Origin of the sequence: Amycolatopsis roodepoortensis (assembly GCF_014873915.1) — a bacterium.
GTDB lineage: Bacteria > Actinomycetota > Actinomycetes > Mycobacteriales > Pseudonocardiaceae > Amycolatopsis > Amycolatopsis roodepoortensis.
In genome coordinates this window covers 867,728-890,998 of record NZ_JADBEJ010000008.1, presented here as the reverse complement: position 1 = coordinate 890,998, position 23,271 = coordinate 867,728, and the positions used below count along the sequence as shown (strand labels likewise).

General features: G+C 68.5%; 17 protein-coding genes. 2 read left to right on the top strand and 15 right to left on the bottom strand.

The annotated features are described in order from the left end of the window. Nucleotides 1-19 precede the first annotated feature (19 nt). Entirely contained in the window at nucleotides 20-1,489 is a 1,470-nt protein-coding gene (locus tag H4W30_RS41995; RefSeq protein ID WP_192747772.1) for a right-handed parallel beta-helix repeat-containing protein, read from the top strand. A gap of 369 nt (nucleotides 1,490-1,858) precedes the next feature. Here H4W30_RS41995 and H4W30_RS41990 read toward each other — a convergent pair whose 3' ends face one another. The 12 genes from H4W30_RS41990 to H4W30_RS41935 form a co-directional block, all read right to left on the bottom strand. After that, on the bottom strand, nucleotides 1,859-2,659 hold the full coding sequence (locus tag H4W30_RS41990) for a class I SAM-dependent methyltransferase (RefSeq protein WP_192747771.1): 801 nt from the start codon (nucleotides 2,657-2,659) through the stop codon (nucleotides 1,859-1,861). 17 nt (nucleotides 2,660-2,676) lie between these two features. Continuing rightward, nucleotides 2,677-3,309 (bottom strand): phosphatase PAP2 family protein, encoded by a 633-nt coding sequence (locus tag H4W30_RS41985; protein WP_192747770.1) that lies wholly within the window; start codon nucleotides 3,307-3,309, stop codon nucleotides 2,677-2,679. Further along, entirely contained in the window at nucleotides 3,306-4,499 is a 1,194-nt protein-coding gene (locus tag H4W30_RS41980) for a glycosyltransferase family 4 protein (RefSeq protein WP_192747769.1), read from the bottom strand. Before H4W30_RS41980 ends, H4W30_RS41985 begins: the two co-directional genes overlap by 4 nt. Beyond that, nucleotides 4,496-5,677, bottom strand: coding sequence for an O-antigen ligase family protein (locus H4W30_RS41975; RefSeq protein WP_192748020.1), 1,182 nt, complete (start codon nucleotides 5,675-5,677; stop codon nucleotides 4,496-4,498). Before H4W30_RS41975 ends, H4W30_RS41980 begins: the two co-directional genes overlap by 4 nt. Before the next feature lie 55 nt (nucleotides 5,678-5,732). Next, nucleotides 5,733-7,253, bottom strand: a complete 1,521-nt coding sequence (locus H4W30_RS41970; RefSeq protein WP_192747768.1) for a right-handed parallel beta-helix repeat-containing protein — start codon at nucleotides 7,251-7,253, stop codon at nucleotides 5,733-5,735. Continuing rightward, nucleotides 7,250-9,181 (bottom strand): heparinase II/III family protein, encoded by a 1,932-nt coding sequence (locus tag H4W30_RS41965; protein ID WP_192747767.1) that lies wholly within the window; start codon nucleotides 9,179-9,181, stop codon nucleotides 7,250-7,252. The genes H4W30_RS41970 and H4W30_RS41965 overlap by 4 nt, the downstream gene beginning before the upstream one ends. Continuing rightward, on the bottom strand, nucleotides 9,181-11,349 hold the full coding sequence (locus H4W30_RS41960) for a bi-domain-containing oxidoreductase (RefSeq protein WP_192747766.1): 2,169 nt from the start codon (nucleotides 11,347-11,349) through the stop codon (nucleotides 9,181-9,183). The genes H4W30_RS41965 and H4W30_RS41960 overlap by 1 nt, the downstream gene beginning before the upstream one ends. Before the next feature lie 161 nt (nucleotides 11,350-11,510). Further along, nucleotides 11,511-13,412, bottom strand: a complete 1,902-nt coding sequence (gene asnB / locus H4W30_RS41955; RefSeq protein WP_192747765.1) for an asparagine synthase (glutamine-hydrolyzing) — start codon at nucleotides 13,410-13,412, stop codon at nucleotides 11,511-11,513. A 189-nt stretch (nucleotides 13,413-13,601) separates the two neighbouring features. Continuing rightward, complete coding sequence (locus H4W30_RS41950) at nucleotides 13,602-15,203, bottom strand: Wzz/FepE/Etk N-terminal domain-containing protein (RefSeq protein ID WP_192747764.1); 1,602 nt, start codon at nucleotides 15,201-15,203, stop codon at nucleotides 13,602-13,604. Continuing rightward, on the bottom strand, nucleotides 15,200-16,489 hold the full coding sequence (locus tag H4W30_RS41945; RefSeq protein WP_192748019.1) for a GumC domain-containing protein: 1,290 nt from the start codon (nucleotides 16,487-16,489) through the stop codon (nucleotides 15,200-15,202). Before H4W30_RS41945 ends, H4W30_RS41950 begins: the two co-directional genes overlap by 4 nt. A gap of 138 nt (nucleotides 16,490-16,627) precedes the next feature. Next, nucleotides 16,628-17,815, bottom strand: a complete 1,188-nt coding sequence (locus tag H4W30_RS41940; protein WP_192747763.1) for a glycosyltransferase family 4 protein — start codon at nucleotides 17,813-17,815, stop codon at nucleotides 16,628-16,630. Continuing rightward, nucleotides 17,796-19,112, bottom strand: a complete 1,317-nt coding sequence (locus H4W30_RS41935; protein WP_192747762.1) for a nucleotide sugar dehydrogenase — start codon at nucleotides 19,110-19,112, stop codon at nucleotides 17,796-17,798. The genes H4W30_RS41940 and H4W30_RS41935 overlap by 20 nt, the downstream gene beginning before the upstream one ends. A 296-nt stretch (nucleotides 19,113-19,408) precedes the next feature. On the opposite strand from H4W30_RS41935, the gene H4W30_RS41930 reads away from it, so the two are divergent. Beyond that, nucleotides 19,409-20,815: a hypothetical protein gene (locus tag H4W30_RS41930; protein ID WP_192747761.1), complete on the top strand. Its 1,407-nt coding sequence runs from the start codon at nucleotides 19,409-19,411 to the stop codon at nucleotides 20,813-20,815. Nucleotides 20,816-20,885: 70 nt separating this feature from the next. Here H4W30_RS41930 and H4W30_RS41925 read toward each other — a convergent pair whose 3' ends face one another. The 3 genes from H4W30_RS41925 to ddaH form a co-directional block, all read right to left on the bottom strand. Beyond that, nucleotides 20,886-21,554 (bottom strand): glycoside hydrolase family 75 protein, encoded by a 669-nt coding sequence (locus H4W30_RS41925; RefSeq protein ID WP_192747760.1) that lies wholly within the window; start codon nucleotides 21,552-21,554, stop codon nucleotides 20,886-20,888. 107 nt (nucleotides 21,555-21,661) lie between these two features. Then, on the bottom strand, nucleotides 21,662-22,318 hold the full coding sequence (locus H4W30_RS41920) for a polysaccharide deacetylase family protein (protein ID WP_192747759.1): 657 nt from the start codon (nucleotides 22,316-22,318) through the stop codon (nucleotides 21,662-21,664). A gap of 91 nt (nucleotides 22,319-22,409) precedes the next feature. Further along, nucleotides 22,410-23,255 carry a dimethylargininase gene (gene ddaH / locus H4W30_RS41915; protein WP_192747758.1) on the bottom strand — a complete coding sequence of 282 codons (846 nt, stop codon included), beginning with the start codon at nucleotides 23,253-23,255 and terminating at the stop codon, nucleotides 22,410-22,412. Nucleotides 23,256-23,271: the final 16 nt, after the last annotated feature.

The window sequence follows — 23,271 nt, the reverse complement described above, 5'->3', positions numbered from 1 at the left end:
GTGACTTACCTTGAATCGTATGAATTGGGCGAGAACGACGGCGTTCGCGCTGTCGGTGGTCCTGACGGCCGGCTCCTTCCCCGCCGTGGCGGCGGCGACCGAGGTGCCGGCCGTCTGCGCGTCCGGACCGGCGAGTTTCCCGAAGCCGGAGAGCGCCGTCGTCGTCGAGCCCGGTGTTTCGCTGTCGGCCAAGACGTCGGAACACCCGCCGGGCACGACGTTCTGGCTCGGGGGCGGAAGGCATACGCTCGCCGACGACCCGTACAGCCAGGTGATCCCGAAGGACGGCAACGTCTACCTCGGCGCGCCCGGTGCGGTGCTGGACGGCCGCGGCATCAACCGGACGGCGTTCACCCAGCATGCCAAGGACGTCGTGATCCGCGGGCTGACGATCCGCGGTTTCGCCGCGCCGCAGGACCAGGGCGTGGTGAACCACGATTCCGGCGAGCACTGGGTGATCGAGGGCAACGTCATCGAGGACAACCGCGGCGCCGCGATGATGGCCGGGCCGCGGCAGGAGGTGCTCGGGAACTGCCTGCGGAACAACGGGCAGTACGCGATCAACGCCTACCGCGCGGGCGGCGGCATCACCGGGCTCGTGGTGGAGGGCAACGAGATCGCCGGGAACAACACCGACGACTGGGAGAAGAAGTCGCCCGGCTGCGGATGCAGCGGCGGGGCGAAGTTCTGGGCCGTCGACGGTGCGGACATCCGGGGGAACTGGGTGCACCACAACCACGGCGTCGGGCTCTGGGCGGATACGAACAACAACGACTTCATCGTCGAAGACAACCTGATCGAGGACAACGACGCCGAGGGGCTGTTCTACGAGATCAGCTACAACCTCATCATCCGCAGCAACGTGTTCCGCCGCAACGCCCTGAAACTGGGTCGCGATTTCGCCGCGCGGGGGAACAACTTCCCGATCGGCGCGGTGTATCTGAGCGAATCCGGCGGCGAGCCGCGGATCTGGGCGCGGACCGACATGATCGAGATCGCGGAGAACGAGTTCGTGGACAACTGGGGCGGCCTGACGCTGTGGGAGAACGCCGACCGGTTCTGCAACAGCCCCTCGAACACCTCGACCGGTACCTGCACCCGGGTCGTCGCCTCGCCGTCGGACTGCGCGCCGGAATCGATCGCGGTTTCACCGGCGTACGACGATTGCCGGTGGAAGACCCAGCGGGTCAACGTGCACGACAACGTTTTCCGGAGTGCGCCCGACTGCACGGGGTTTTGCGGGCGCATGGCGGTGTTGTCGAACTACGGCACTTATCCGTCGTGGTCGCCGTACCGGGGGAACGTCGTGTCGGAAGCGGTTACGTTCGCACAGGACAACGAGTGGTTCTCGAACACCTACGTCGGGCATTGGTCGTTCGTGGCGCATGACGCGTCGCGGTCGCTGGACGTGGCGGCTTGGCAGGCTGCTCCTTACGGGCAGGACCCTTGCAGCACGTTCGACGGTGCCGGCGGCTGCCCCGCCCGGTGACTCGCGTGATCAGGCGCCGCACTCACGTGATCAGACACGCAACTCGCGTGATCAGGCGCCGCACTCACGTGATTGAAGGCGTAACTCACGTGACTGAAGGCGTAACTCACGTGATTGGACGGACGACACGTGTGATCCGATGGACGACACGCGTGATTGGAGGGACGACACCCGAGTTACGCGTGTGATCACGCGAGTTGCGTCCTTAATCACGCGAGTTGCGTTTTCGGTCACGCGGTTAGTCGGCTAAATGCGGTCCGAGGCGGTGTCGCGAAAGCCACTTTCGGGACACCAGACGTCGCGAAAGTGGCTTTCGCGACGCCGGGGCCGGCACGAAGCCCGGCGCAGTTAGTCGGCTGACTGCGGGGGTCAGGGTTTTGTGAGGAAGAAGTAGGCGTACCGCTCGTCCAGTTCGTTCTTCGGCACCAGCTGGATCGCCTGGGGAGTGAAGCCGCACCGCTCCGCCAGTTGCCAGAAGGCGTCGACGCGGTAGGTCGTCATCGCCGCCAGCCCCGAGCGGTACGAACGACGGCGCGGCCGGGTCCGCCAGGTGCCGGGGTCGTACTTGACCTGGATCAGCGCGAGCCCGCCGGGGACGAGCAGTTCCCGCGCGATGCGGAGCAGGCGTTCGCCGTATTCCGGCGTCGGGATCAGCTCGAAAACGTAGAAACTCACGTAGACGTCGCAGGGTTCCTTCACCATCGAGAGCGCGGCTTCGGGATTCGCGACGTCGATGTCGACGGCCTGGAAGGAGGTGTCGCAGACGTTCGCGACCTGCTTTTCGCATTCGGCGAGTGTCTCGGCGGAGATGTCGACGCCGATGAATTCCTGAGCGCGCGGGGCGAAGTGGATGGCGTTCGCGCCGCCGCCGCAGCCCCATTCGACGACGCGGTTCCACGGCCGGTCGAAGCCCGCCAACCGGGCGCCGCCCTCGAACATGTCGAGGTGCCGCTTGCCGATTTCCGACCAGAGGTCGTTGCCGTCGAACGTGTCGGACTCGCGCCAGTGCGAATTGTCCTTCCATCTCTTCTCGTCCGGCGAGTTCCAATAACCCTGCGCGTCGGCCGAGATGGCGGATTCGGACTGTTTGGCGCCGACCGTCGCCAGTGCGCGCTGGCCGAGGTCCTCCGCCCGTGCGGCGATCTTCTTGGCGGTATCGATGAGGGGCATGGGAACCGTTCCTTTCGCTATGCGGTGTTCGAGGACCGGGTCGCCCCTTTGTCGGTGAGCAGCGCGGCCGCCGGAACCACCGCGAGCGCCACACCGAGGCCGCCCAGCGTGTCAGTCGGGTAGTGCGCGCCCATCGTTACCTGGGCCCAGCCCATCGCGAGTCCGGCGACGACGACCACGACCACCAGGAGCACCGACGCTGGGAAGCGCCGAAGCCCGCCGAGCACGCCCAGCGCGGCGGTGAAGGTCAACGCGGCGGCGAAACCGGTGTGCCCGCTGGGATACGCGAGGAATTCACCGTGGATGTACCGGCCGGTGAGCGGTTTCAGCCCGCTCGTCAGGCCGACGGTGACCAACGCGGCCACCACCCCGGTGACGGCGGTGCGCGGCCGCCGCGAGAACCAGCACCAGCCGAGGAACACGGCCATGGTGACGATCGCGCCGACCGGTTCGCCGACGAAATCGATCACCGTCGCGATCGTCCACCAGGGGTCGCCGGACCAGGCGAGTGCGTCCACCAGCGTCGCGTCCAGGCCGGTCGGCCCGGAGGTGCCGGCGTAGACCAGGCCCAGCACCAGCGCGCCGAACCCGCCGATCACGGCCAGGACGAACGCGGCCGGGCGGAGCGCCGTCGGCAGGGCCGGTTTCACTCCGCGGCCACCCGCCCGATCGCGTCCTCGTAGCCGCCGATCAGCCGCTCCAACCCCACTTCGGGAGTGAACTCCTGTTCGTAGACCAGCCGCGCCGCCTTGCCGAATTCGAGGTTCCGGCCGGGATCGCCGACGACCTCCCGCAGCCGCCGCGCCAGCGACTCGGCGTCTCCGGGTTCGTGCAGCAGCCCGGTCACGCCGTCCTCGACCAGTTCGCGGAACGCGCCGTGCGCGGCCGCGACGGTCGGGACCCCGGCGGCCATCGCCTCGACGACCACCAGCCCGAACGTCTCCAGCCATTCCGACGGCGCCACGGCCACGGCCGCGCGAGTGACCAGCTCGGCGCATTCCGCCTTGCTCCGCAGCCCTTCGTAGCGGACGTCGTCGCGGCCTTCCGCCCAGCGCGCGACCTCGTCCTGCATCGGGCCGGTGCCCGCGATCACCAGCGGCAGGCCGAGCCCGCCGGTCGCGGCGATCCGGTCCCAGGCCGCCATGAGGAGGCCGATCCCCTTCTCCGCGGTGATCCGGCCGAGGAACAGCACGTGCTCGCCGGTACCGGAGCGCCGGATGCCGGGATCGGCGACGAAGTTGTACTTCACCGCCAGCCGTTCGGCGGGCATCCCGGCGGCGGCCAGCACCTCACGCTGCGCCTTCGAGATGCAGAAGAACCGGGACACCCCGGACCACCAGCGACGCCGGTTGAGCACCAGGCTCGCCGCCATCGGCACGGTCGCGAGCGCCGACCCCCGATAACAACCGTGTCGCACCGCGGGCGCCGGTGTCCGGCCGACGCAGTCCGTGCACACGTGCCCGTCGCGGTAGAGGGTGCCGGGCGGGCAGATCAGGGTGTAGTTGTGCACGGTCGCGACGACGGGCACACGCGCGTCCGCGCACGCCGCCAGCACCGACGGCGACAGCAACGGGAACGTGTTGTGCACGTGGACGACGTCCGGCCGGTCTTCGGCCAGCCTCCGGGCGAGGTCGGCGCGCGCCGCCCGGTTCCACGGCACCTGGAGCGGGACGACGGCCTTGCGCGGCAACGACATCGCGGAGATGTCGTCACTGCGCCGTTCGAACAGGCCGACGTCGTGCCCGGCGGCCGCGAGCAGCGCGACCTCCTGGTCGACGACGTTGTTCTCCCCGCTCGGCTGCTCGGACCGGTAGCGGTTGTGGACCACGAGGACCTTCACGCAGGCTCCTTGGCCGGGACGAAATTCTGCTCGGTGACAGGCACCCGCACCAGCAGCGAAGCCGCCAGCGCCAGATGCAGCAGGTACGGCGAAGCGTCACCGAGGCCGGCCTCGGTGTAGGACGCCGAAACACAGTAGGTGATCAGGAAGATCGCGCACGCCCTGGCCAGCGACGGCGGCCGCAGCGCGGCGACCACGATCAGCACCAGCATGAAGGCCGCGACGATCGCGATCCCGACGTAGCCCTGTTCGTGGTAGACCGCGAGCCAGCTGTTGTCGATGGGCAGGCCGATGTAGGACTTGTTCGTCAGCCCCACGCCGAACACGTACTCGCCGAGGGTGCGCGGGTCGGACAGCAGCGCGTCCCACACCTTCGCGCGGCCGGTGAGGCTGGAGAAGTTCTCCGAGCTCTGGCCGCGCAGGAACCAGGCCTGCAGCAGCGAACCGAGGACGACGGCGGACACCGCGCCGATCAGCGCGACCCCGGCGAACACCTTCCTGGCCCGCGCGCTGGACATCCAGAGCGAGAGCAGCGCGATCAGCACGCCTGCGACCAGGCCGAGCGTCGCGGTGCGGGTGTGGGTCAGCAGCAGGATGCCGATCGAGGGGACGATGACGATCAGCGCGTTCAGCCGGTCGAGTTCACCACCGAGCCACAGCAGCAGCGTGAGCCCGATGACCACCGCCGAGTACTGCCCGACCTGCGGCGGCGTCAGCGGCCAGATGGTGCCGGTCAGCCGTCCGCCGTACTCCTCGGCCAGCGCGATCCCCGGCGACGCGGCCAGCCCGACGACGACCGTCAGCAGCACCACCGAGTACGTCCGGATGTGGTGCCGCACGAGCCGGATCCCGCCGTCCCACCACCGGGTCAGCAGCCACAGCGTGCTGACGAACACGCCGAACCGGAAGCAGCGGAACAGCGCGCCGTACCCGACTTCGAGGTTCAGGCTCGCCAGCAGGCTGAGCACCACCAGGATGCTGAGCAGCAACAGGTACGCGCTCGGCCGGATCCGGAGCCGCGCGTTCAGCGCCAGCGCGATGCAGAACGCCAGCACGAGCGAACCCATGGTGACGAGCTGGATCACCGAACGCGGGATCGGGACGACCGTCGTCGCGCCGGTGGAGCCCAGCGTGTTCAGGATCAGCAGCGCCCATACGAACGCGACCGCCTTCGGCATGTCGGGCGACTGCGAGGGGCGTTCTCCCCGGGGCAGATGCGGGAAGTGCCGCATGTCAGCCTCCCCCTTGCCGGCTGTAGGCCGATCCGGCGTCCTGGTGGTACGGGCCGCCCTGCCATTCTCCGATGCTCAGGTTCCGGCTCGGTTCGAAGGCGACGAAGTTCCACGGGCCGACATAGGTGTTGTCGTGCCACCTGTTGCCCTGGGCGAAGGTGATCGCGTGCTGTACGACCTCGCCCTGGTACGGCGACCAGTCCGGATACGTGCCGAAGTTCGCGAGCACGGCCATCCGCGCGCAGGTGTTCTCGCAGCCCGCCACGGCCGGGTCGAGGACGAACCGGTTGTGGTGGATCTCGACGCGCTGGGTCTTCCAGCGGCAGTCGTCGAACAGCGCGCCGGACGCGATCGCCGGCTTGGCACAGGTCTCGTGGTCCGGCACCAGCCGCGTGCACGCGCCGGACGAGGTGTTGGCGGGGCTGTTGCAGAACCGGTCCGAGTTCTCCCAGAGGGTGATGCCGTTCCAGTTGTTCTCGAGGACGTTCCCGGCGATCTCGACCTTGTCCGTGCGCGCCTTCACCCTCGGCTCGCCGCCGGATTCGGAGATGTAGATCGCCGCCACCGGGAAGCTGTCGCCGCGGTCGATGTAGGTCTTGCCGTCCACGCCGTTGTTGCGACGCAGCGTGTTGCCGCGGATGACGGCGTTGTAGCTGGTCTCGTACATGATCCCGGTGCTGTCGTTGCCCTCGACGACGTTGCCCTCGATCAGGAAGTCGTTGTTGTTGGTGTCGGCCCACAACCCGACGCCACGGTTGGCGTGCACCCAGTTGCCGCGGACGTCGGCGCCGTCGACGGACCAGAACTTCACGCCGCCGGTGCAGCCGCAGCCTTCGACCTTCTTCTCCCAGTCACCGGTGTTGTTCCCGGTGATCTCGTTGCCTTCGACGACGAGCCCGGTGATCCCGTTCTTCCCCTCGTAGGCGTTGATCCCGTACTGCCCGTTGTGCCGCAGGCAGTTCCCCCGCACCTGCTGCCGCGCGCCCGCCATCAGGCCCGCGCCTTCGTTGTCCTGCACCGTGTTGTGCTCGATGATCCAGCCGGGGGCGGAGTCGTGGTTGACCACGCCCTCGTCGCGCGGGGCCTGGAATCCGCGCACCGTGAGGTACTGGATCTTGACGTCGGCGGCGCTGCCGGAGAAGGCGTACTGGTTGATCTTCCGGCCGTCGAGGACGGCGCCCGGCGCGCCGACGTAGACGTTCCCGGCCTTCGGCTGGACCTGGTCGAAGCGGTCGTCGCCGAGCCCGTGGGTGCCGGGCGCCAGCCAGAACGTCGTCCCCGGGCCGTTCGCCCTGGTCTTCGCCGCGAGATCGCCCGCGACGGCCGGATCGACCGTCACCGCTCCCGCCGGTGCCGCCGCCGGACCCGGCGGCAGTTTGCCGCACACCTGGGCCACGCCGCCGGACGGCGCTCGCCCGGGGTCCGGCGGTGCGCCCGCCTCGTCGGCGGGGCCGGAGGTACACGCGGCCAGTGCCGCCGCGGCCAGCAGGATCGGCAGGAAGCGGTGCGGTCGAGCCGTCACAACGGAGGTCCTTCGGGGTCGAAGGTGAGCACGGTGGTCATCTCGGTCGAGGCCGTCCCGGCGCCGATCAGCGTCCACGCGGGCTCCCGACGGCCGAACCCGGCCGAGTACCAGCCGAGCGGCGGGGTGGTCTCGCCGCGGTGCGCGGACCACCTGAGCTGCGACGGGAGTTCCATCGAAGCGCTCCGTTCCCGGCCGTCGGCCGTCCACGACAACTTCGCCGTCGCACCGGTGAGGACGACGTCGACGGCCGGGCCGAAGTGGAACGCGAGACGGCACGGCCGGGTCTCGCCGCGGACCTCGTCGAGAATCCGCAGGTCAGCGCCGTCCAGCTCCACCGAACGCCGGTGGATCGAAGGCGCGTAACCGTCGTGCTCCGCGCTCCAGCGTGACGGTGTGCCCGCCGCGAGCACGGTGGTCTTGGCGTGTTTCGTCCACAGGAACGGGCCACCGGAGACGGATTGGTCGGTGCGGGCGAGTTCGAGCGTGTTGTGCCCGGCCGTGGACCGGAAGTACGACCGCCACTTCGGTTCGCCGTGGTAGCAGTAGGTCCCAGGGTCGGCGAGGATGTCGACGCCGTCGTGCCGGACCTCCACCGAGAGCGCGTCCGCGTGCGCGTGGGCGGCGATGGACAGAAAGCCGTGCGGCCCGCCGTCGCAACGGCACCAGACGTCGCCGTCCCGCAGGATGGTCATCCCGGCGTCGGCGAAGTCGTCCCGCCGCCGGGCCGGGCGCCGCGTGTCGACCCGGATGTCCTTGCCCAGCGCAGAGAAGAGCTGGGTGCGGACGTCACCGCCCGGCGTCTCCGGCCACCAGTCCAACCGTCCGAAAAGGACAGCCCCGGTGTCGAGCAGCGACGCCCAGCGGCTCGTCTCGTCACCATCGACGATGAGCCCGAAGCCGTCGTCCGCGTCACCCTGTCGCGGCGGGCGGAGCTTGTTGTCCACAATGGACGCCAGAGCGTCGGTCATCCGGAGCAGCACGAGCCAGGTCGACTCGGGCACCGAGACCCCGGCGGCCTTCGCCTCCAGCGCCCCGGCGAGTCCCAGCTCCAGGACGAGGCCGTGGTATTCGGTGGCGAGTTCCCGGTTGAGCCCGGAGTCGAAGGTGTTGTTCCGCAGCATCTTGTCGAGCGACGCGAGCGCACTGTCCCGCCACCCGTCGGATTCCGGGAACCAGGCGAACGCACAGGCCGCGGCGAGCTGTCCCGCGTCCTCGGCGATCACGTGGTTGTTCGCCGACGAGCCCCGGCTCGGGAACGCCGCCAGCCAGCGCTGGTGGTGCCAGATCTGGCCGAGCGCCACGGGATTGTCCTCGAACAGCGCCGGAGTCCGCTCCCAGCCGTCCAGCAGACGCCGCACCCAGACCCACGACAGCAGCCGGATGCCGAGTTCGATCCCGCTCACCCAATGCACCCCGCGCATCGGCGGGTTGGCCGCCCACCACGACTTCAGGTGCGCGGCGACGCGCTCGGCATACCGGTCCTCGCCGGTCAGGGCGTACGCGGCGGCCAGCACGGTGAGGTGCTGGTGCCGCGACGGCTCCCAGATCTGCTTGATGTCGCCGACGGCGTCCTCGCTCCGGTACGGGATGTCGAAGGAGTACACGTCGGACGGCGCACGGCGGCCGGTCTTCGGGTCGTGCGACCAGTCCGGGGCGACTAGGTCGTCCCGCTCGACACCGAAGTACTCCGCGCGTCCGTCCATCAGCCGGTCGGCGGTGACGAGCAGATCCTTGACGGCTTCACCCGAAACGGCGGCGAGGACGTCTTCACCGGGCGCCGTCACGAACCGTCGCTCCGGCAGCCAGGCGGGCTTCTCCCCCGCGACCCCGCGCCACTGGCGTTTGCGCACGACGTCGGTCACCCGGCCCGCGATCTCGGCGGGCCCCATCCGCGACAGTCTTCGCAGGTACCAGGAGGGATCCATCAGCCGAGTCCGATCCGGACCGGCATCCCGGTCTCCAGGCTGCGGTTCACCGCGAGCGTGGCCAGCGTGGTCGAAACGAGCGACTCGACGGAGACCGGCATCGCGACCCCGGTGTTCAGCGCGCCGATGAACGCTTCGAGCTCGGCGGCCTGCCCCTTGTCCCGGCCCTTCGGGATACGCGAGCTGGCCCACTTCTTGCGGCCGAACACCGACGCGCGCGCGAAGTCGTCGAACTTCAGCACCTTGCCGTCGGCGGTGAGGTCGATCGTCTCCTTGGGAAACGCCGACGAACCGCTGGTGGTGTACGCGATCGACGCCGTCGAGCCGTCCGGGTAGCGCAGCAGGATCTGGAGGTCCTGGTGGCCGGGGGTCGCGGTGGCGTAGACGGAGACCGGGTCGGAGCCGAGCAGCCAGCTGACCGTGTCGATGAAGTGCCCGCCCTCGCCCGCGAACCGCGAGCCTTCGCTGTCGGCCTGGTTGTACCAGCTGTTCGCGTCGAGCTGACCGGCGTTGACCAGGTAGCGCACGGAAGCCGGGCCGATCCGCGGGCCGAACTGGCGCATCGCCTCGTTCAGCAGCGGGGCGAACCGGCGGTTGAAGCCGACCTGCAGCCGGTCGTTGCCGGATTCCTCGATCGCGCCGAGCACGATCTCCAGTTCCTTCTCCGACAGCGCCAGCGGCTTCTCCACGAAGACGGCCTTGCCCGCGAGCAGCGCCCTCCTGGTCAGCTCGGCGTGCGAGCTGTGCCTGGTCACGATGAACACGGCGTGGATCGACTCGTCTTCGAGCATCGCGTCGACGTCGGTGGAAGCGCGGGCGAAGCCGAACTTGCGTTTGGCGTTCGCGCCCGAGAGCGCGGACGTGGTGACGACTTCGAAGAGGTCGAGGTACTCCTCCTGCACGAGATGCGGGAGAAGCATCGAGGACGCGTAGTTGCCGGCCCCGATGAAGGCGACCCGCAAGGTGTCGATCTTCGGCACCGCGCGGGAAGTCACCGGCTTCGGGAGGTCGACCGAAGTGACGGGCTCCGTGGTGGTGGCGGCACGCTTTTCGTACTCGAACAGCACCGCGACGGCCTTGAGCTCGCCCTCGTCGAGCTTCCGGTACGTCTCGACGGCGTCGGAGAAGGCCGACACGTGCGAGATCAGCGGCTCGACGTCGAGACGGCCGCTGCCCATCAGGTCGACGACGCATTCGAGGTTGCGGCGTTCGGTCCAGCGGACCTGGCCGATCGGGTAGTCGCGGCCTTCGAGTTCGTACTCCGGGTCGTAGCGGCCGGGGCCGTACGAACGGGAGAACCGGACGTCGAGTTCCTTTTCGTAGTAGGCGTTCCACGGCAGGTTCAGCGAGCATTTGCCGATGTCGATCACGCGGCCGCGATCGCGGGCCAGCTTCGCGGCCAGCTCCACCGGCTCGTTCGTGCTGCCGCCCGCGGCGAGGTACACCTGGTCGACGCCGTGCCCGGAGCTGATCTCCGCGACCGCGGTGTCGACGACGCCGGAGCCGGGGTCACCGCATTTCAGGGCACCGAGCCGTTCGGCGAGCGCGCACCGCGCCGGGTCCGGGTCGACGCCGACGACGCGGACCCCGGAGGCGACCAGCAGCTGCACGACCAGCTGACCGATCAGGCCCAGCCCGATGACCAGCGCGATGTCGCCGATCTGCGGTTCGCCCTGGCGGACACCCTGCATCGCGATCGAACCGACCGTGCCGAACGCGGCGTGCCGGGGATCGACCCCGTCGGGCACCTTGGTGTAGAGGTTCTTGGGCACCCAGTTCAGTTCCGCGTGCAGCGCGTGCTCGTTCCCCGCGCACGCCACGTAATCCCCGACGGCGACGTCGTCGATGCCCGCGCCGACCTCCTCGACGACGCCGCACAGCGAGTACCCCAGCGGCGTGTACGAGTCGAGTTTGTTCATCGCCTTGCGGTACGTGGCGCCGAGGCCGTTCGTCGCGACGCTCTGCATCACCTTCGCGACCTGATCCGGCCGGGCCTTCGCCTTGCCCACCAGGGAAAGGCTCGCCTCGGACACCTTCATCATCTCGGTGCCGGTGGAGATCAGCGAATAGGCGGTGCGGACCAGTACACCCCCCGGTTTGCACGCGGGCACTTCGACGTCGAGGAGCGCCAGCTCCCCGCTCTTGTAGTTCTGCACTACCTGCTTCACGTCGCTCCTCAGCGATCAGGTGGTTCGGGTCGGTCGTTTCGGGGTATCAAAGGGCCAGGCGAAGTTGCCGGGTGCCGGCGACGGTGTCGCGAAAGCCACTTTCGGGACGTCTGGTGTCCCGAAAGTGGTTTTCGCGACACGCCTTCGCCATGAATCGCCACTCATGGCCCACCCTGCCGACCCGCAACGGCGCCGCGATACCAGTACTCGAGGGTCAAGATGTGCCAGAGATGCTTGGACCGGTCCTGCTGCCCGGACGCGTCTTCGTCGACGAGCTTCCGCAGGGCCTCCCGACGGAGGAACCCGGCCTTCACCAATTCACCTTCGTTCGTCACCTCGCGCACCAGCGGCGCGAGGTCGCGGCTCATCCAGGCCCGCAGCGGCGCGCTGAACAGGCCCTTCGGCCGGTGCACGATCTCGGCAGGCAGAATCGACAGCGCCGCTTCCTTCAGCGCCATCTTCCCTTGGCGCTTCACGATCTTCCGGTCACCGGGAATCCGGAACGCGGCCTTCACGACCTCGACGTCGACGAACGGCGTCCGCACCTCGACCGACGCCGCCATACTGGACCGGTCGGTGTAGGCGAGGTTGAGCCCCGGCAGGAAGAGCCGGGAATCGGCGAGACACATGCGGTTCACGAAATCCGACAACGTGTTGTCGTGGTAGGTGTCCGCGTGTTCGGTGATCACGTCGTCCACCGCGCCGGCGAGGTCCGGGTTCAGCAGTCCGGCGAGCTCGGCCTGGTCGTACATCGTGTAGCTGCGCCGGAACGCGGTCTCCTCGGGCAGCTCCGCGAAGGAGAGGAACCGCTTGGCGAACCGGACCGACCGGAACCCGCGTTTCGACGTCGCCACCGGCAGTCTGTCCACAAGGGACTCAACCGGACGACGGACCAGATTGGGAGCCCGTTGGTACTGAACGGCGAGCTTGTTCGCCAGATGCTTGCGGTACCCGGCGAACAGCTCGTCGGCGCCCATGCCCGAGAGCATCACCTTGACCCCGGCCTCGCGGGCGGCGGTGCAGATCAGGTAGCTGTTGATCGCCGCCGGGTCACCGATCGGCTCGTCGAGGTGATACGTCATCCGCGGCAGCAGATCCAGCACCTGCGGCGCGATCTCGATCTCATGCAGGTCGATGCCGAACTTCGCGGCGACCTTCTTCGCGTACATCAGGTCGTCCGGCATCGCCTCGAACTTCGCGTCCTCGGCCCGGAAACCGATGGTGTACGCGGAGATCCCCGGCCGCTCGCGCGCGGCGAGCGCGGTCAGGTAGCTGGAGTCGAGCCCGCCGGAGAGGAAGGTCGCGACCGGCACGTCGGCGATCAGGTGCTTACGCGTGGAGTCCTCGATGACGGCGTCGAGGTCGAACTCGCCTTCGTATGCCGCGCCTTCCTCGGCGACCTGGCGCAGCGACCAGAAGGTGCCGCGTTCGACGTCGCCGTTGGGCCGGAACCGCGCCCAGCTGCCCGGCGGCAGCTTCTCGGCCTCCTTGAACGCGCAACGGCCGTCCGGGACCCAGTAGTAGAGCAGGGACGCGACGAGCGCGGTGTCGTCGACGGTCAGCGAGCCGCCCAGCTCAGAGGCCAGTGCCTTCAGCTCGGACGCGAAGACGACGCCCTTGCCGCGGCGCACCAGGAAGAGCGGCTTGATCCCCAGCTGGTCGCGGACCAGCACCAGCTCGCCGGAACGCTCGTCGAAAACTCCGAAGGCGAACATGCCGCGCAGCCGATGCAAGCCCTCGGTTCCCCAGGCGCGCCAGGCTTCCAGCAGGACTTCGGTGTCGGACGTCCCCCGGAAGCGCACACCGGTGGCTTCGAGTTCCTTCCGCAGCTCCGGCGCGTTGTACAGCTCGCCGTTGTAGGTGAGCGCGAGCCCGTCCTTGACCATCGGCTGCGCACCGGTCTCGGTCAGGTCGACGATCGACAGCCTCCGGTGTCCTAAGTGGACTTCACCGTGGTCGTACCGGCCCGAACCGTCGGGCCCCCGGTGGGCGAGTGTCTTGGTCAGCCGATCGGTGAGCGGTCCTCCGTCCGGCCAGTGGTAGGCCCCTGCGATACCGCACATCTGCTTTCGCTCCCCTTCTCTAGAGGTGAACCCGCGACCGCGGCCGACGTCGGCAGGGCGCTGGTCGGCGTTTCACGTCACGTCGGGCGGAAGGGGCACCCTGCCACCGCGTCAGCGGAGCCTTCGGCCGTGGCGGGTTCACGCGTGTCGTCCCTTCATCGAGTTGCACCTCTGCTCCGCTCCCCGTCCTTACAAGGCTTCGGCGTTGTCCTGCGTGACCGGTGCGAATCGGGCTGTCGGCTGGTCGGCGTCGTTCACTTCGGCCCGCTTGTACGGCGTCGGCGTGCGGCGCGGGGCGGGCTCGGGTGGCGCCACCGCGAGCCGCCGCACGGTGGGCTCGTCGTCAGGGAACATCTCGACCGGCTTCGGCTGCGGACGGCGCGCGGGCACGGCGGCCCGGCCGCGCAACGCGGTGTGCAGGCCGTCCCACAGGGTGCCGTCGGTGTGGTCGCGCGGATCCGGGTCGACCAGCACGACCCCGATGATCGGGATCCGCCGCTCGGCCAGCTGACGCGCGACGGTGTGCAGCCATTCGGTGTTCGCCTGCCCGGCGCGCACGACGAGGATCGCTTCCGCGCCGAGGTGTTCGAGATCCGTCCACGCGGTCCCGGGCTCGATCGAACCGAGACCGATGCGGCGTTCACCGGGAACCTTGGGCTCGTCGCGATCCAGGACGCGGATCTTGTCTTCGGCGGCCAGCGCGCGCAGACCGGCCCTCGGCAGTTCGTCGACCAGCGCGACCGGGCCCTGCTCCGCGAGCTCCTTCGCGATGTCGGCGGCCAGCGCGGCCGTCGTGGTGCGGGCCCCGAGGTCGAGCAGTGACACCGTCCCGTCGTCCTCGCGGATCGTGCGGATCAGCGTCGTCGCGACCCGTTTGCGTTCCTCCAGCGCACGGCCCTTCCGGAACCAGCGCGGCGGTTTCGGCAGCTGGGCGATCACCGACGCGCCCAGATGGCGGGAGATCTCACGGCGCAGCACCGGCCGGTCCTTCACCACGCTGCCGATGGCGGCCAGCACGAGGCCCGCCAGCAGGCCGAGTACCAGGCCGATCCCGGCGGCGGTGCCTGCGGACTTCAGCAGCGACTTCGGCAGGATCCGCGGCGCGTCCACGATCTGCGTCCCCGCGCCGACCTTCGGCGTGCCGATGCCCGCCTCCTGCGCCCGGCCGTCGTAGTCGGAGATCTTGGACGTCAGCTCCGCGCGGCGGGAGTACAGCCGCTCCAGCTGAGCCGGGTTCGGGTTCCGCTTCGCCTCTTCGGCGACGATGTCGTTCTGGATGCCGGCGAGCTCGGTCTGCGCCTGATTGCGCTGATCGAGCAAGGCCTTCTGCTCGGCCGCCGCACCGGCCTGGTTGCGCGCGACGTACTCGGCGATGAAGGCGTCGGAGAGCGCCTGCGCGCGAGCGACCGCGTCGGCGGCGTCCTTGCCCTTCACCGTCACCTGAAGGACGTTGTTCGTCACGCCGAGCCCGGTGTAGTCCTTGAGGAACTCTTCGGGCGGCTGAGTGCTGTTCAGCTTCTTGAGCGCGTCACCGGCGATCTTCGTCGTTTGCAGCACGGCGACGTCGGTCTCCATCAGCGTGCCGCTGTCACTGGGCGAATCGTCCGCGTGGACGACCAGGATCTTCGCCACGGCCGTGGGCGGCGACGGCAGGAACATCGCCACGAGCCCGCCGGCGATCAGCCCGGCCAGCGCGGTGGCCAGCCACAGGCGACGCCGCCGCCGGACCGAGACCACGAGCCGCTGGAGATCGATGAGCGGCTCGGATTTCTCTTTTTCGGCGGTCGTCACGGGGTACCTGCCAGTGCTTCTCGATCTTTCCCAGCCTGCTTCACGGGCTTCGGCGGCCGGGTGGGCCGCACGGGGCGGATCAGGGCCGCTCCCGCCACGGCCAGCCCCGCGTCGGCGCACGCCTCGGCGACACCGACCAGTTCCCACGCGGTCCGCGTGCCGAGACCGAGCACGACGAGCACACCTTCGGCGGATTGGTCCTCCACGACCGGCCTTGCCGGAGCCACCGTGACGACGGTGTACCGGCGGCCGGCGAGTTCGGCGATCCTGGTGGCCGCGGTCCGCGCGGCGTGATCGCCGTCGGCCACCAGCACCAGCAGCCGCCGCTGCGGAAGCCGGGACACGAGGCGGCGGTAGTGGACGTCGCCGTCGATCTCGTCGGGGGTGACGTCGATCCGCCGGATGTTCCACGGCTTGTCGTCGCCCAGGAGCTTCGCCCGGAGGCTCCGCTCCGCTTCGGGATCGGCCTCGTCGGCAATGTCGACAGTGGCCAGCACCGGCCCGCCGAGCGCGGCGCCGATCTCCTGCTCGTCGCGCAGCCGCCGGTCGGTGCGGGCGGCGAACAGGTGACCGAGCAGGCCGAACACGAAGAACAACGCCGCGCCGCCGAGGGCGAGCTGCGGCAAGGTCGGCGCCGCCGCCGAAGTCGGCCGCTGGGCCGCGCCCATGACGACCATGCTGCCGAGGCCGCCGCTCGTGGTGTCGGTGGCGTTGAGCGTCGACATCGCCTGCTCGATCGACGAGCGCAGCGCGGCCAGCTCGGTGCGAAGCTGGACGGTCTCCACCGAGGTCGTCCCGTCGGAGACCTTCGCGGTCAGTTCGGTGATCCGCTGGTTCGTCTGCGCGACCTGCTGACGCAGGGTCTCGCGGCGTTCCTGCGCCACCTTGACCGCGGCGTCGCCGGTGCTGGCGAGGACCTGCGTCGAGTACTTCACGAATTCCTGGGCGACCTGATCCGCGACCTGCTGCGCGTGCTCGGCGGAATCGTCGGTCGCGGCGATGGTGATGACGTTGCCCTGCGCGACCGTGGTGCTCACCTGGTCACGCAGGTCGGCCCCGCTGCCGCGGCCGAGGACGGCGGCGGCCCGGTCGAGCACCACCGAACTGGTCGCCACCTCGGCCTGGGTGAGCAGTTCGTCCGCCTCACGCGGGCCCTGCAGCAGCACGTTGGACGTCGTCCGGTAACCGGGAGAAAGGATCAACGACGATCCCGCGCCGACCAGGGCGCCGAGGAGGGCCAGGACCACCAGGGTCCGCCACCTCCCGCGCAAGACCTGCCCGATCATGGACAGGCGCACCGTGTCGTCAGTCAAAGCCGGGATCTCCGTCCGGTGCGTGGGGGTGTGCATGAATCCCGTCGGACCGGCCACCGCGTTGGTTACAGGGTTGCCCGACTCTTGTTCAAAACGCGACCGGGAAATCGATCAACGGACCGCGGCCGCATAGGCGGCGAGCAGGGCTTTCTGGGAGTTCTCCCACGAGAGCGGACCGGCGACGCGCGCCCGTCCCAGCTCACCCATGGCGGCTCGCTGGTCCGGCGAATCGAGCAGATGCGCGATCAGTTTCGCGAACTCCGGCTCGTCGTTCGCCGGGGCGTAAAGGGCGGCCTCCCCGGCCGAAACCCTGGCCTCCCGCAGCTCGAAGGAGACGATCGGACGGCTCATCGCCATGTACTCCATGATCTTGTTCATGGTCGACACGTCGTTGAGCGGATTCAGCGGATCCGGCGAAAGGCAGACGTCGGCCGAGGACAGATAGCGCAGAAGGTCCTCGTCGGAGATCCGGCCGGTGAACTCGACCTGGTCGTCGAGCTTGAGTTCCTTGGACAACGCCACCATGGCGTCGAAAGCGTCGCCAGAGCCGATGAACACGGCGTGCCAGTCGGTGCGGCCGACGGCGTCACGCAGCGAAGCGAGCGCGCGCAACGCGTAGTCGACGCCGTCCTGCGGACCCATCACGCCGAGGTACGCCAGCAGATGCGGCTTGCCCTTCTTCAATTCGGGCTCGGCCGGAACCAGGTGGAACCGCTCGACCACGGGCGCGCTGCGCACGACGAAGACGTCGTCCGGTGATTTGCCGCCGCGCTTCACGGCGACGTCCTTGTAGCTCTCGTTGGTCGCGATGACGACGTCGGCCGTCTTGTACGTGCGGCGCTCCAGCGCGCAGACCGCGCGGTACAGGAAGTCCTCACCGCGGTCGAAACGCGAGAGGTACAGCTCGGGGCAGAGGTCGTGCTGGTCGAAGATGAACTTCGCGCCCTGGCGCTTGAGGTACAGCGCGACCAGGAACAGCAGGTCCGGCGGGTTGCAGGCGTGCACGACGTCCACGCGGCCGACCTTGCGGGCGAGCCGCAGCGTGTGCCACAGCGCGGAGCCGTACTCCTGGACGTACCCGGCCGGGCCACCGGTGGCGGCCTTCAGCGGGTACCGCAGGATGTGGACGCCGTCGATGGTGACTTCGGCTTCGGTGTCCCTCTTCGTCCCTTGTGGACAGATGACGTGGACTTCCCAGCCGGCGTCGCGAAGTGTCTGGCATTCCTGCCAGACGCGGCGATCGAAGGGGACGGACAGGTTCTCGACGAGGATGAGAGCTTTACCAGGCAAGACCGACATATCCCTCTTCAGCCCGGCGACGGTCGGCGTCGGGTACGCGGACGAGATCGATGATGGTGTGGCCGCCGCCCGCCGGGAGGGCAGCGAGGACGTCCGGATCGGTGCAGCCGACGAGGCAGACGTCGGCGTGGTCGACGACCTCGCCGATGGAACCGGCGAGCAGCTGCCCGAGATGCGGCAGCCTGCCCTCGATGTACTCGCGGTTCGCGCCCATCAGCCGCGAAAGGCTGACGTTGGCGTCGTAGATGCGGAGGTCGTACCCCTTGCCGAGCAGGCGCTCGGCGAGCTCGACGAGCGGGCTCTCCCGCAGGTCGTCGGTGCCGGGTTTGAACGACAGGCCGAACAGGCCGACCTTGCGCTTGCCGGTACGCGCGACCAGGTCGAAGGCGCGCTGGAGGTGTTCGTCGTTGGAGGGCAGCACGTGCGACAGGATCGGGACGGCGACGTCCGCGCGGTGCGCGGCGTAGACCAGGCCGCGCAGATCCTTGGGGAGGCACGAGCCGCCGAAGGCGAACCCGGGGCGAAGGTAGGCGGGGCTGATGTTGAGCTTGCGGTCGGCGAGGAAGACGTCGATCACCTGGTGCGAGTCGAGCCCCAGCGCGCGGCAGATGGCGCCGAGCTCGTTCGCGAAGCCGATCTTGAGGCCGTGGAAGGAATTGTCGGCGTACTTCGTCATCTCGGCGACCGGGATCGCGACGCGGAACACCTCGCCGGGAAGGCCTTCGTAAAGCGCCGCGACGACGTCACCGCTGGCCGCGTCGAGCTCGCCGATGACGGTCTTGGGCGGGTCGAAGAAGTCCTTGACGCTGCTGCCCTCGCGCAGGAACTCGGGGTTCACCGCGACCCCGAAGTCGACGCCCGCGGTGCGGCCGGACGACTTTTCGAGGATGGGGACGAGCAGATCAAGGCAGGTGCCCGGGAGCATGGTGCTGCGGAAGACGACGGTGTGGCGTTCGGCCTTGTCCTTGAGCGCTTCGCCGATTTCCTCGGCGACGCGCTCCAGGAACGCCGTCGACAGGCTACCGTTCGGCGCCGACGGGGTACCGACGCAGATCAGGGAGACTTCGCTGTCCGCGATCGCCTGTCTTACGTCGGTCGTGGCTCTCAGCTTGCCCGCGGCGACGACCTCCGCGGTCAGCTCGCCGATCCGCTCTTCGACCACCGGCGCCTTGCCGCTGGAGACGAGTTCGATCTTCACCGGGTTCACGTCGACCCCGACGACCTCGTGCCCGCGACCGGCGAGGCACGCCGCCGACACGCAACCGACGTAACCGAGCCCGAAGACGCTGATCTTCATGACGAATTCCTCCAGCCGCGTTCCGCTGCCCGTTGGTCGGCGGGACGGCCGGGTTCGTTACCGGTGTCCGTCGTTCGCCTGCTTTTGGCGGAATGCCTGTGCGGCAAGGGAATTACTCATCGTCCGAAGGGTGCGAAACGCTACAAGGGTCGCGTAAGGGTTTCGTCTCGATCCGCTGTACACGCGCGAAACGATCTCGCGGTTGCCTCCCGGCGACTCCGGAATGTTCCGTGCTGGTCAAGCCGTCGACGCCGCTTTTAGGTTGATTTCGTCAACGACGAGCACCTGGGGAGCCGATGCGCAGAACCTTGTCCAGAAGATCATTTCGCGCCGTCGGCGCAATGACCTTGGCATTCACCCTCACCGGAGCGATGGCCGCGGTACCCGCGTACGCCGACCCCGGACCGAACCTCAAGATCACGGCGGCCGTGCCGGACGGGCGCTGGCTGAGGGACGAAACCATTCCGATCGACCTGACGATCACCAACATCGGCGACGCCACAGCGACGGAGGTCAAGGCGCAGGGAAGTACCTACTCCGGTCCCCATTACAGCTTCGACCTGAACACCTGGGGAGAGCTGAGCCACGGCGGTCCCGGAGCGACCTTCCAGGCGGGCGAAAGCCGCACCTACCGCCTGACGGGCCGGATCTGGGCCGTCGAAGCGGGCAATCCCGTCGTGAGGCTCGACGTGATGACCCCCGTCGACACCGACTTCGGGGACAACACCATCGACGTTCCGGTGAACGTGGTCCCACCCGAAACCACCGAACGCGTCGCCGGCCAGGTTTACGGGGACAAGAACCGGGACGGTGTGCCTTCCCCCGGCGAGGAGCTGGCCGGGATCACCGCACGGATAGGCAGTTTCAACATGCCACAGGAACTGTCGGTGGTCACCGACGCCGCCGGACGGTTCTTCTTCGACGCCGTCCCGGTCGGGTCCCATCGGTCCCTGTACTTCCGCGATGTACCCGACGGCTGGCTGCTGCCGGAAAACACCTCGATGCGCCTGGACGGCAGCGGCGATTTCCAGAACCTGAGCATCCGAGGTCAGCAGCCGCTCAGCCAGACACTTCAAGCGAAGCTCGAATTCGACAAGACGAGCTATGCACCTGGAGGAACGGTCAAGGCGACGGTCACGCTCACGAACAGTGGCGAGCACCCGCTCTCCGGTCTCTTCGTGACTTGCAGGGACAACGGCGACGGAACCGAGCTGAAGATCCCACAGGACCAGTGGGGCGCGTTCGGCTCCCCTCAGGCGGGTGCGCTGACCTCGGGTCAGCGACTGGTGTTCGCCCTGACCGCCCAGGTGCCGGAAAAGGCGTTCTACTTCGGCAAGACCACCCTTTCCTGCGAATTCAGCGGCAAGACCTATCTGTCCGGTCCGGAGGTGTCCGCCGAAGCCAAGGTGCCCGGCAAGCGTGCCGACGCCCGCGTCCTGGCCTGGGTCGACAAGAACGGCAACTGGACGCCGGACGACGGTGAAGGCTTGGCAGGCATCACCGCCACCTTGTCCACAAAGGACAACCGGCTGGTTTCGTTCGCCAGGACCGACGCCAAAGGCGTCGTGACCTTCCCGGGTGTCGCCGTCGGCGAGTACGTGTTCCGCGTGGCGGGACCATGGAAGGCGGTCCACAGTTCGACCATCCAGCACGTCGCGCCGCCCTACGGGTGGGACCCGTGGGTGCAGATGGAGCCGCGCTGAGCTGAATGCGCACCAATGTGGCATAGGGAACGCTCAGCGTCTCCTATGCCACATTGGTGCGCACTCCTGCTCAGCCTTGAACGAACTTCGTCGCCAAGGCCTGCCCGACCGAGGCCGACTTCCCGTTGTCCTCGATCGGCGACACCTTCGAGTTCTTGAAGCAGATGTACGTGACGCCCGAGTCGACGCCGCCGTTCTTCGGGTCCGGGTTGATCCCCAGCGCCTTCGCGGCCGCGTAGGACGCTTCGCCGATGATGTCCTTCGGGCCGGTGTCCCCGATGACGGTGTAGAGCACCTTGTCGTTGTAGATCACCGCGCACGAACCGGCGCCCTTGAGGCCCGCCTTTTCGAAGTTCCACGTGCCGCTGATGCTCGGCACGACGACATAAGGCGTCTGGTCGGCGATCAGCGCCTTGCCGTCGGAGCGCGGGTACGCGGTGCCGTCCTGGAACCACGGGTCGGTGTTCTTGTTGCAGCGCGCGGTCGGCTGCCCGTCGCAGTCGATGTCCATGTCGGCCTTCCAGAACACCGCGCTTCCCGCGTCGCAGACCGCGATGGTCCGGCCGGTTTCGTCGTCGGTCTTGTACTTGCCGTTCGACACCTGCTTGCAACTGGTGGTCTTCGCCAGCAATTGCTGGGCTGTCGGGGCCGCCTGCATCGAAGGGGAAGCCGCGGCCGTCGCCGCGGGAGCCAACCCGGCGGCCACCACCATCGCCGAGAACAAGAGCAGTTTCCGCATTCCGAACACCCCTTTGTTAATAAGACTTCTTTATCGAGGGTGCTCAGGATGCCGCCGCCGACGGCTTCGATTCAAGGGTTATTTTCCCACCGCACAAAGAAAAACGGTCAAAGGCGGGCAAGCCTGGCGACCCGCGCCATGATCCGTCCCGCTCGGCGGTACAGACCTTCCCGCTCACCGAGCACGCCGTCGATCCACTCCTGGTCGACGTCGTGCCGGACCTCGATCCGCGGCCGCAGCCAGCCGTCGCGCGAAGCCGCGCCGCCTTCGGTCGTGTAGACCCTCGTCGCACCGGAACGCCGGAGTCTGCTGAGCACCCGCCGGTCGTAGGCGCCGAACGGCGGCGCGTACGCGCGCACGGGTTTCCCGCTCAGTTCCGCGAGCAGTTTCGGCGCGGTTTCCAGTTCACGCCGGGCGTTCCGGTCGTCCAGCCGCCGCCAGTCGCGGTGTTCCCAGCCGTGCGAACCGATCGACATCCCCGCCTCGACCAGCGCGCGAAGGCCGTCGGCGTCGAGGAAACCCCGCTGCCCGATCCGGCCGGCCAGCGGGAAGAACTCGGCCGTGAGATCGCGCTCCACCAGTCTGGGGAGCGCGATCTCGACGTCCGACGAGTTGCCGTCGTCGAAGGTGAGGCCGACGTCTTCGCGTCCGGCCACGGTGTCGAGCACACGCTCGAACTGTTCGACCGTCACCCACGTTTCGTTCTCGCCAGGATCCAGCGCGCGCACGGGTCTGCCCACGCCGCCTATCGCCAGGATCACCATCCGCGCCTCATTCGGGACCGAGTTCGTTTCCCGATTAATCGAGTTGGCGAATGGAGTAGTTACATGATCCCGCAAGGTGTCCACGAATGGATTACTTGCGGATCTCCAGGGTGCAGCACTTCGGGCCGCCGCCCGCCTTCCTGAGCTCGGAAATGTCCAGGAAGACGACTTCGTAGCCGCGTTCGGTCAGCCGCGACGCCAATCCGGTCGCCTCGACCGGCAGGACGACGTTGCGGCCGTCGGACACCCCGTTCAGGCCGAAGCACTCCGCGTCGGCCCGGTCCGCGATTACCGCGTCCGGGAACATCCGCTCCAGCACCTTCCGCGACCCGGCCGAGAAGGCGTCCGGGTAGTAGGCGATCTGGGCGGGCGTGGTGTCGGTGGCCTCGGCGAGCACGAACAGCGCGGTGTCGAGGTGGTAGTAGCTCGGGTCGATCAGCCGCAGCGACACGACCGGGACCCCGAGGACCTCCTGCGCTTCGGCGTGCGCGGCCGGGTCGGTCCGGAACCCGGTGCCGGCGAGCAGGACCTTGCCGGTCCACGCGAAGTCGCCCTCGGCCTCGTTGATCTTCTCGGGCATGGTGATGTCGCGGTAGCCGTGCTCGACGAACCAGCGGCGGAAGTGCTCGGCCTCGGCGGTGCGCTGCGGCGCGCGGAACCGCGAGCCGAGGACACGGCCGTCGACGACGGTGCCGGAGTTCGCGGCGAACACCATGTCGGGCAGGCCGGGCTGGGGGTCGATCTCCTCGACGGTGTGGCCGAGACGCCGATAGGTGTCGCGGAGTTCGGTCCATTGCGCCATCGCGGTGTCGACGCTGACCGGGACCGACGGGTCCATCCACGGGTTGATGACGTAGTCCACCGCGAAGTACCGCGGCGGGCACATGAGGTAGCGGCGCGTCGTGGGTACACGGGGCTGCTGCTCCAGTTCCGGCATACCCGAAGGGTAAGGC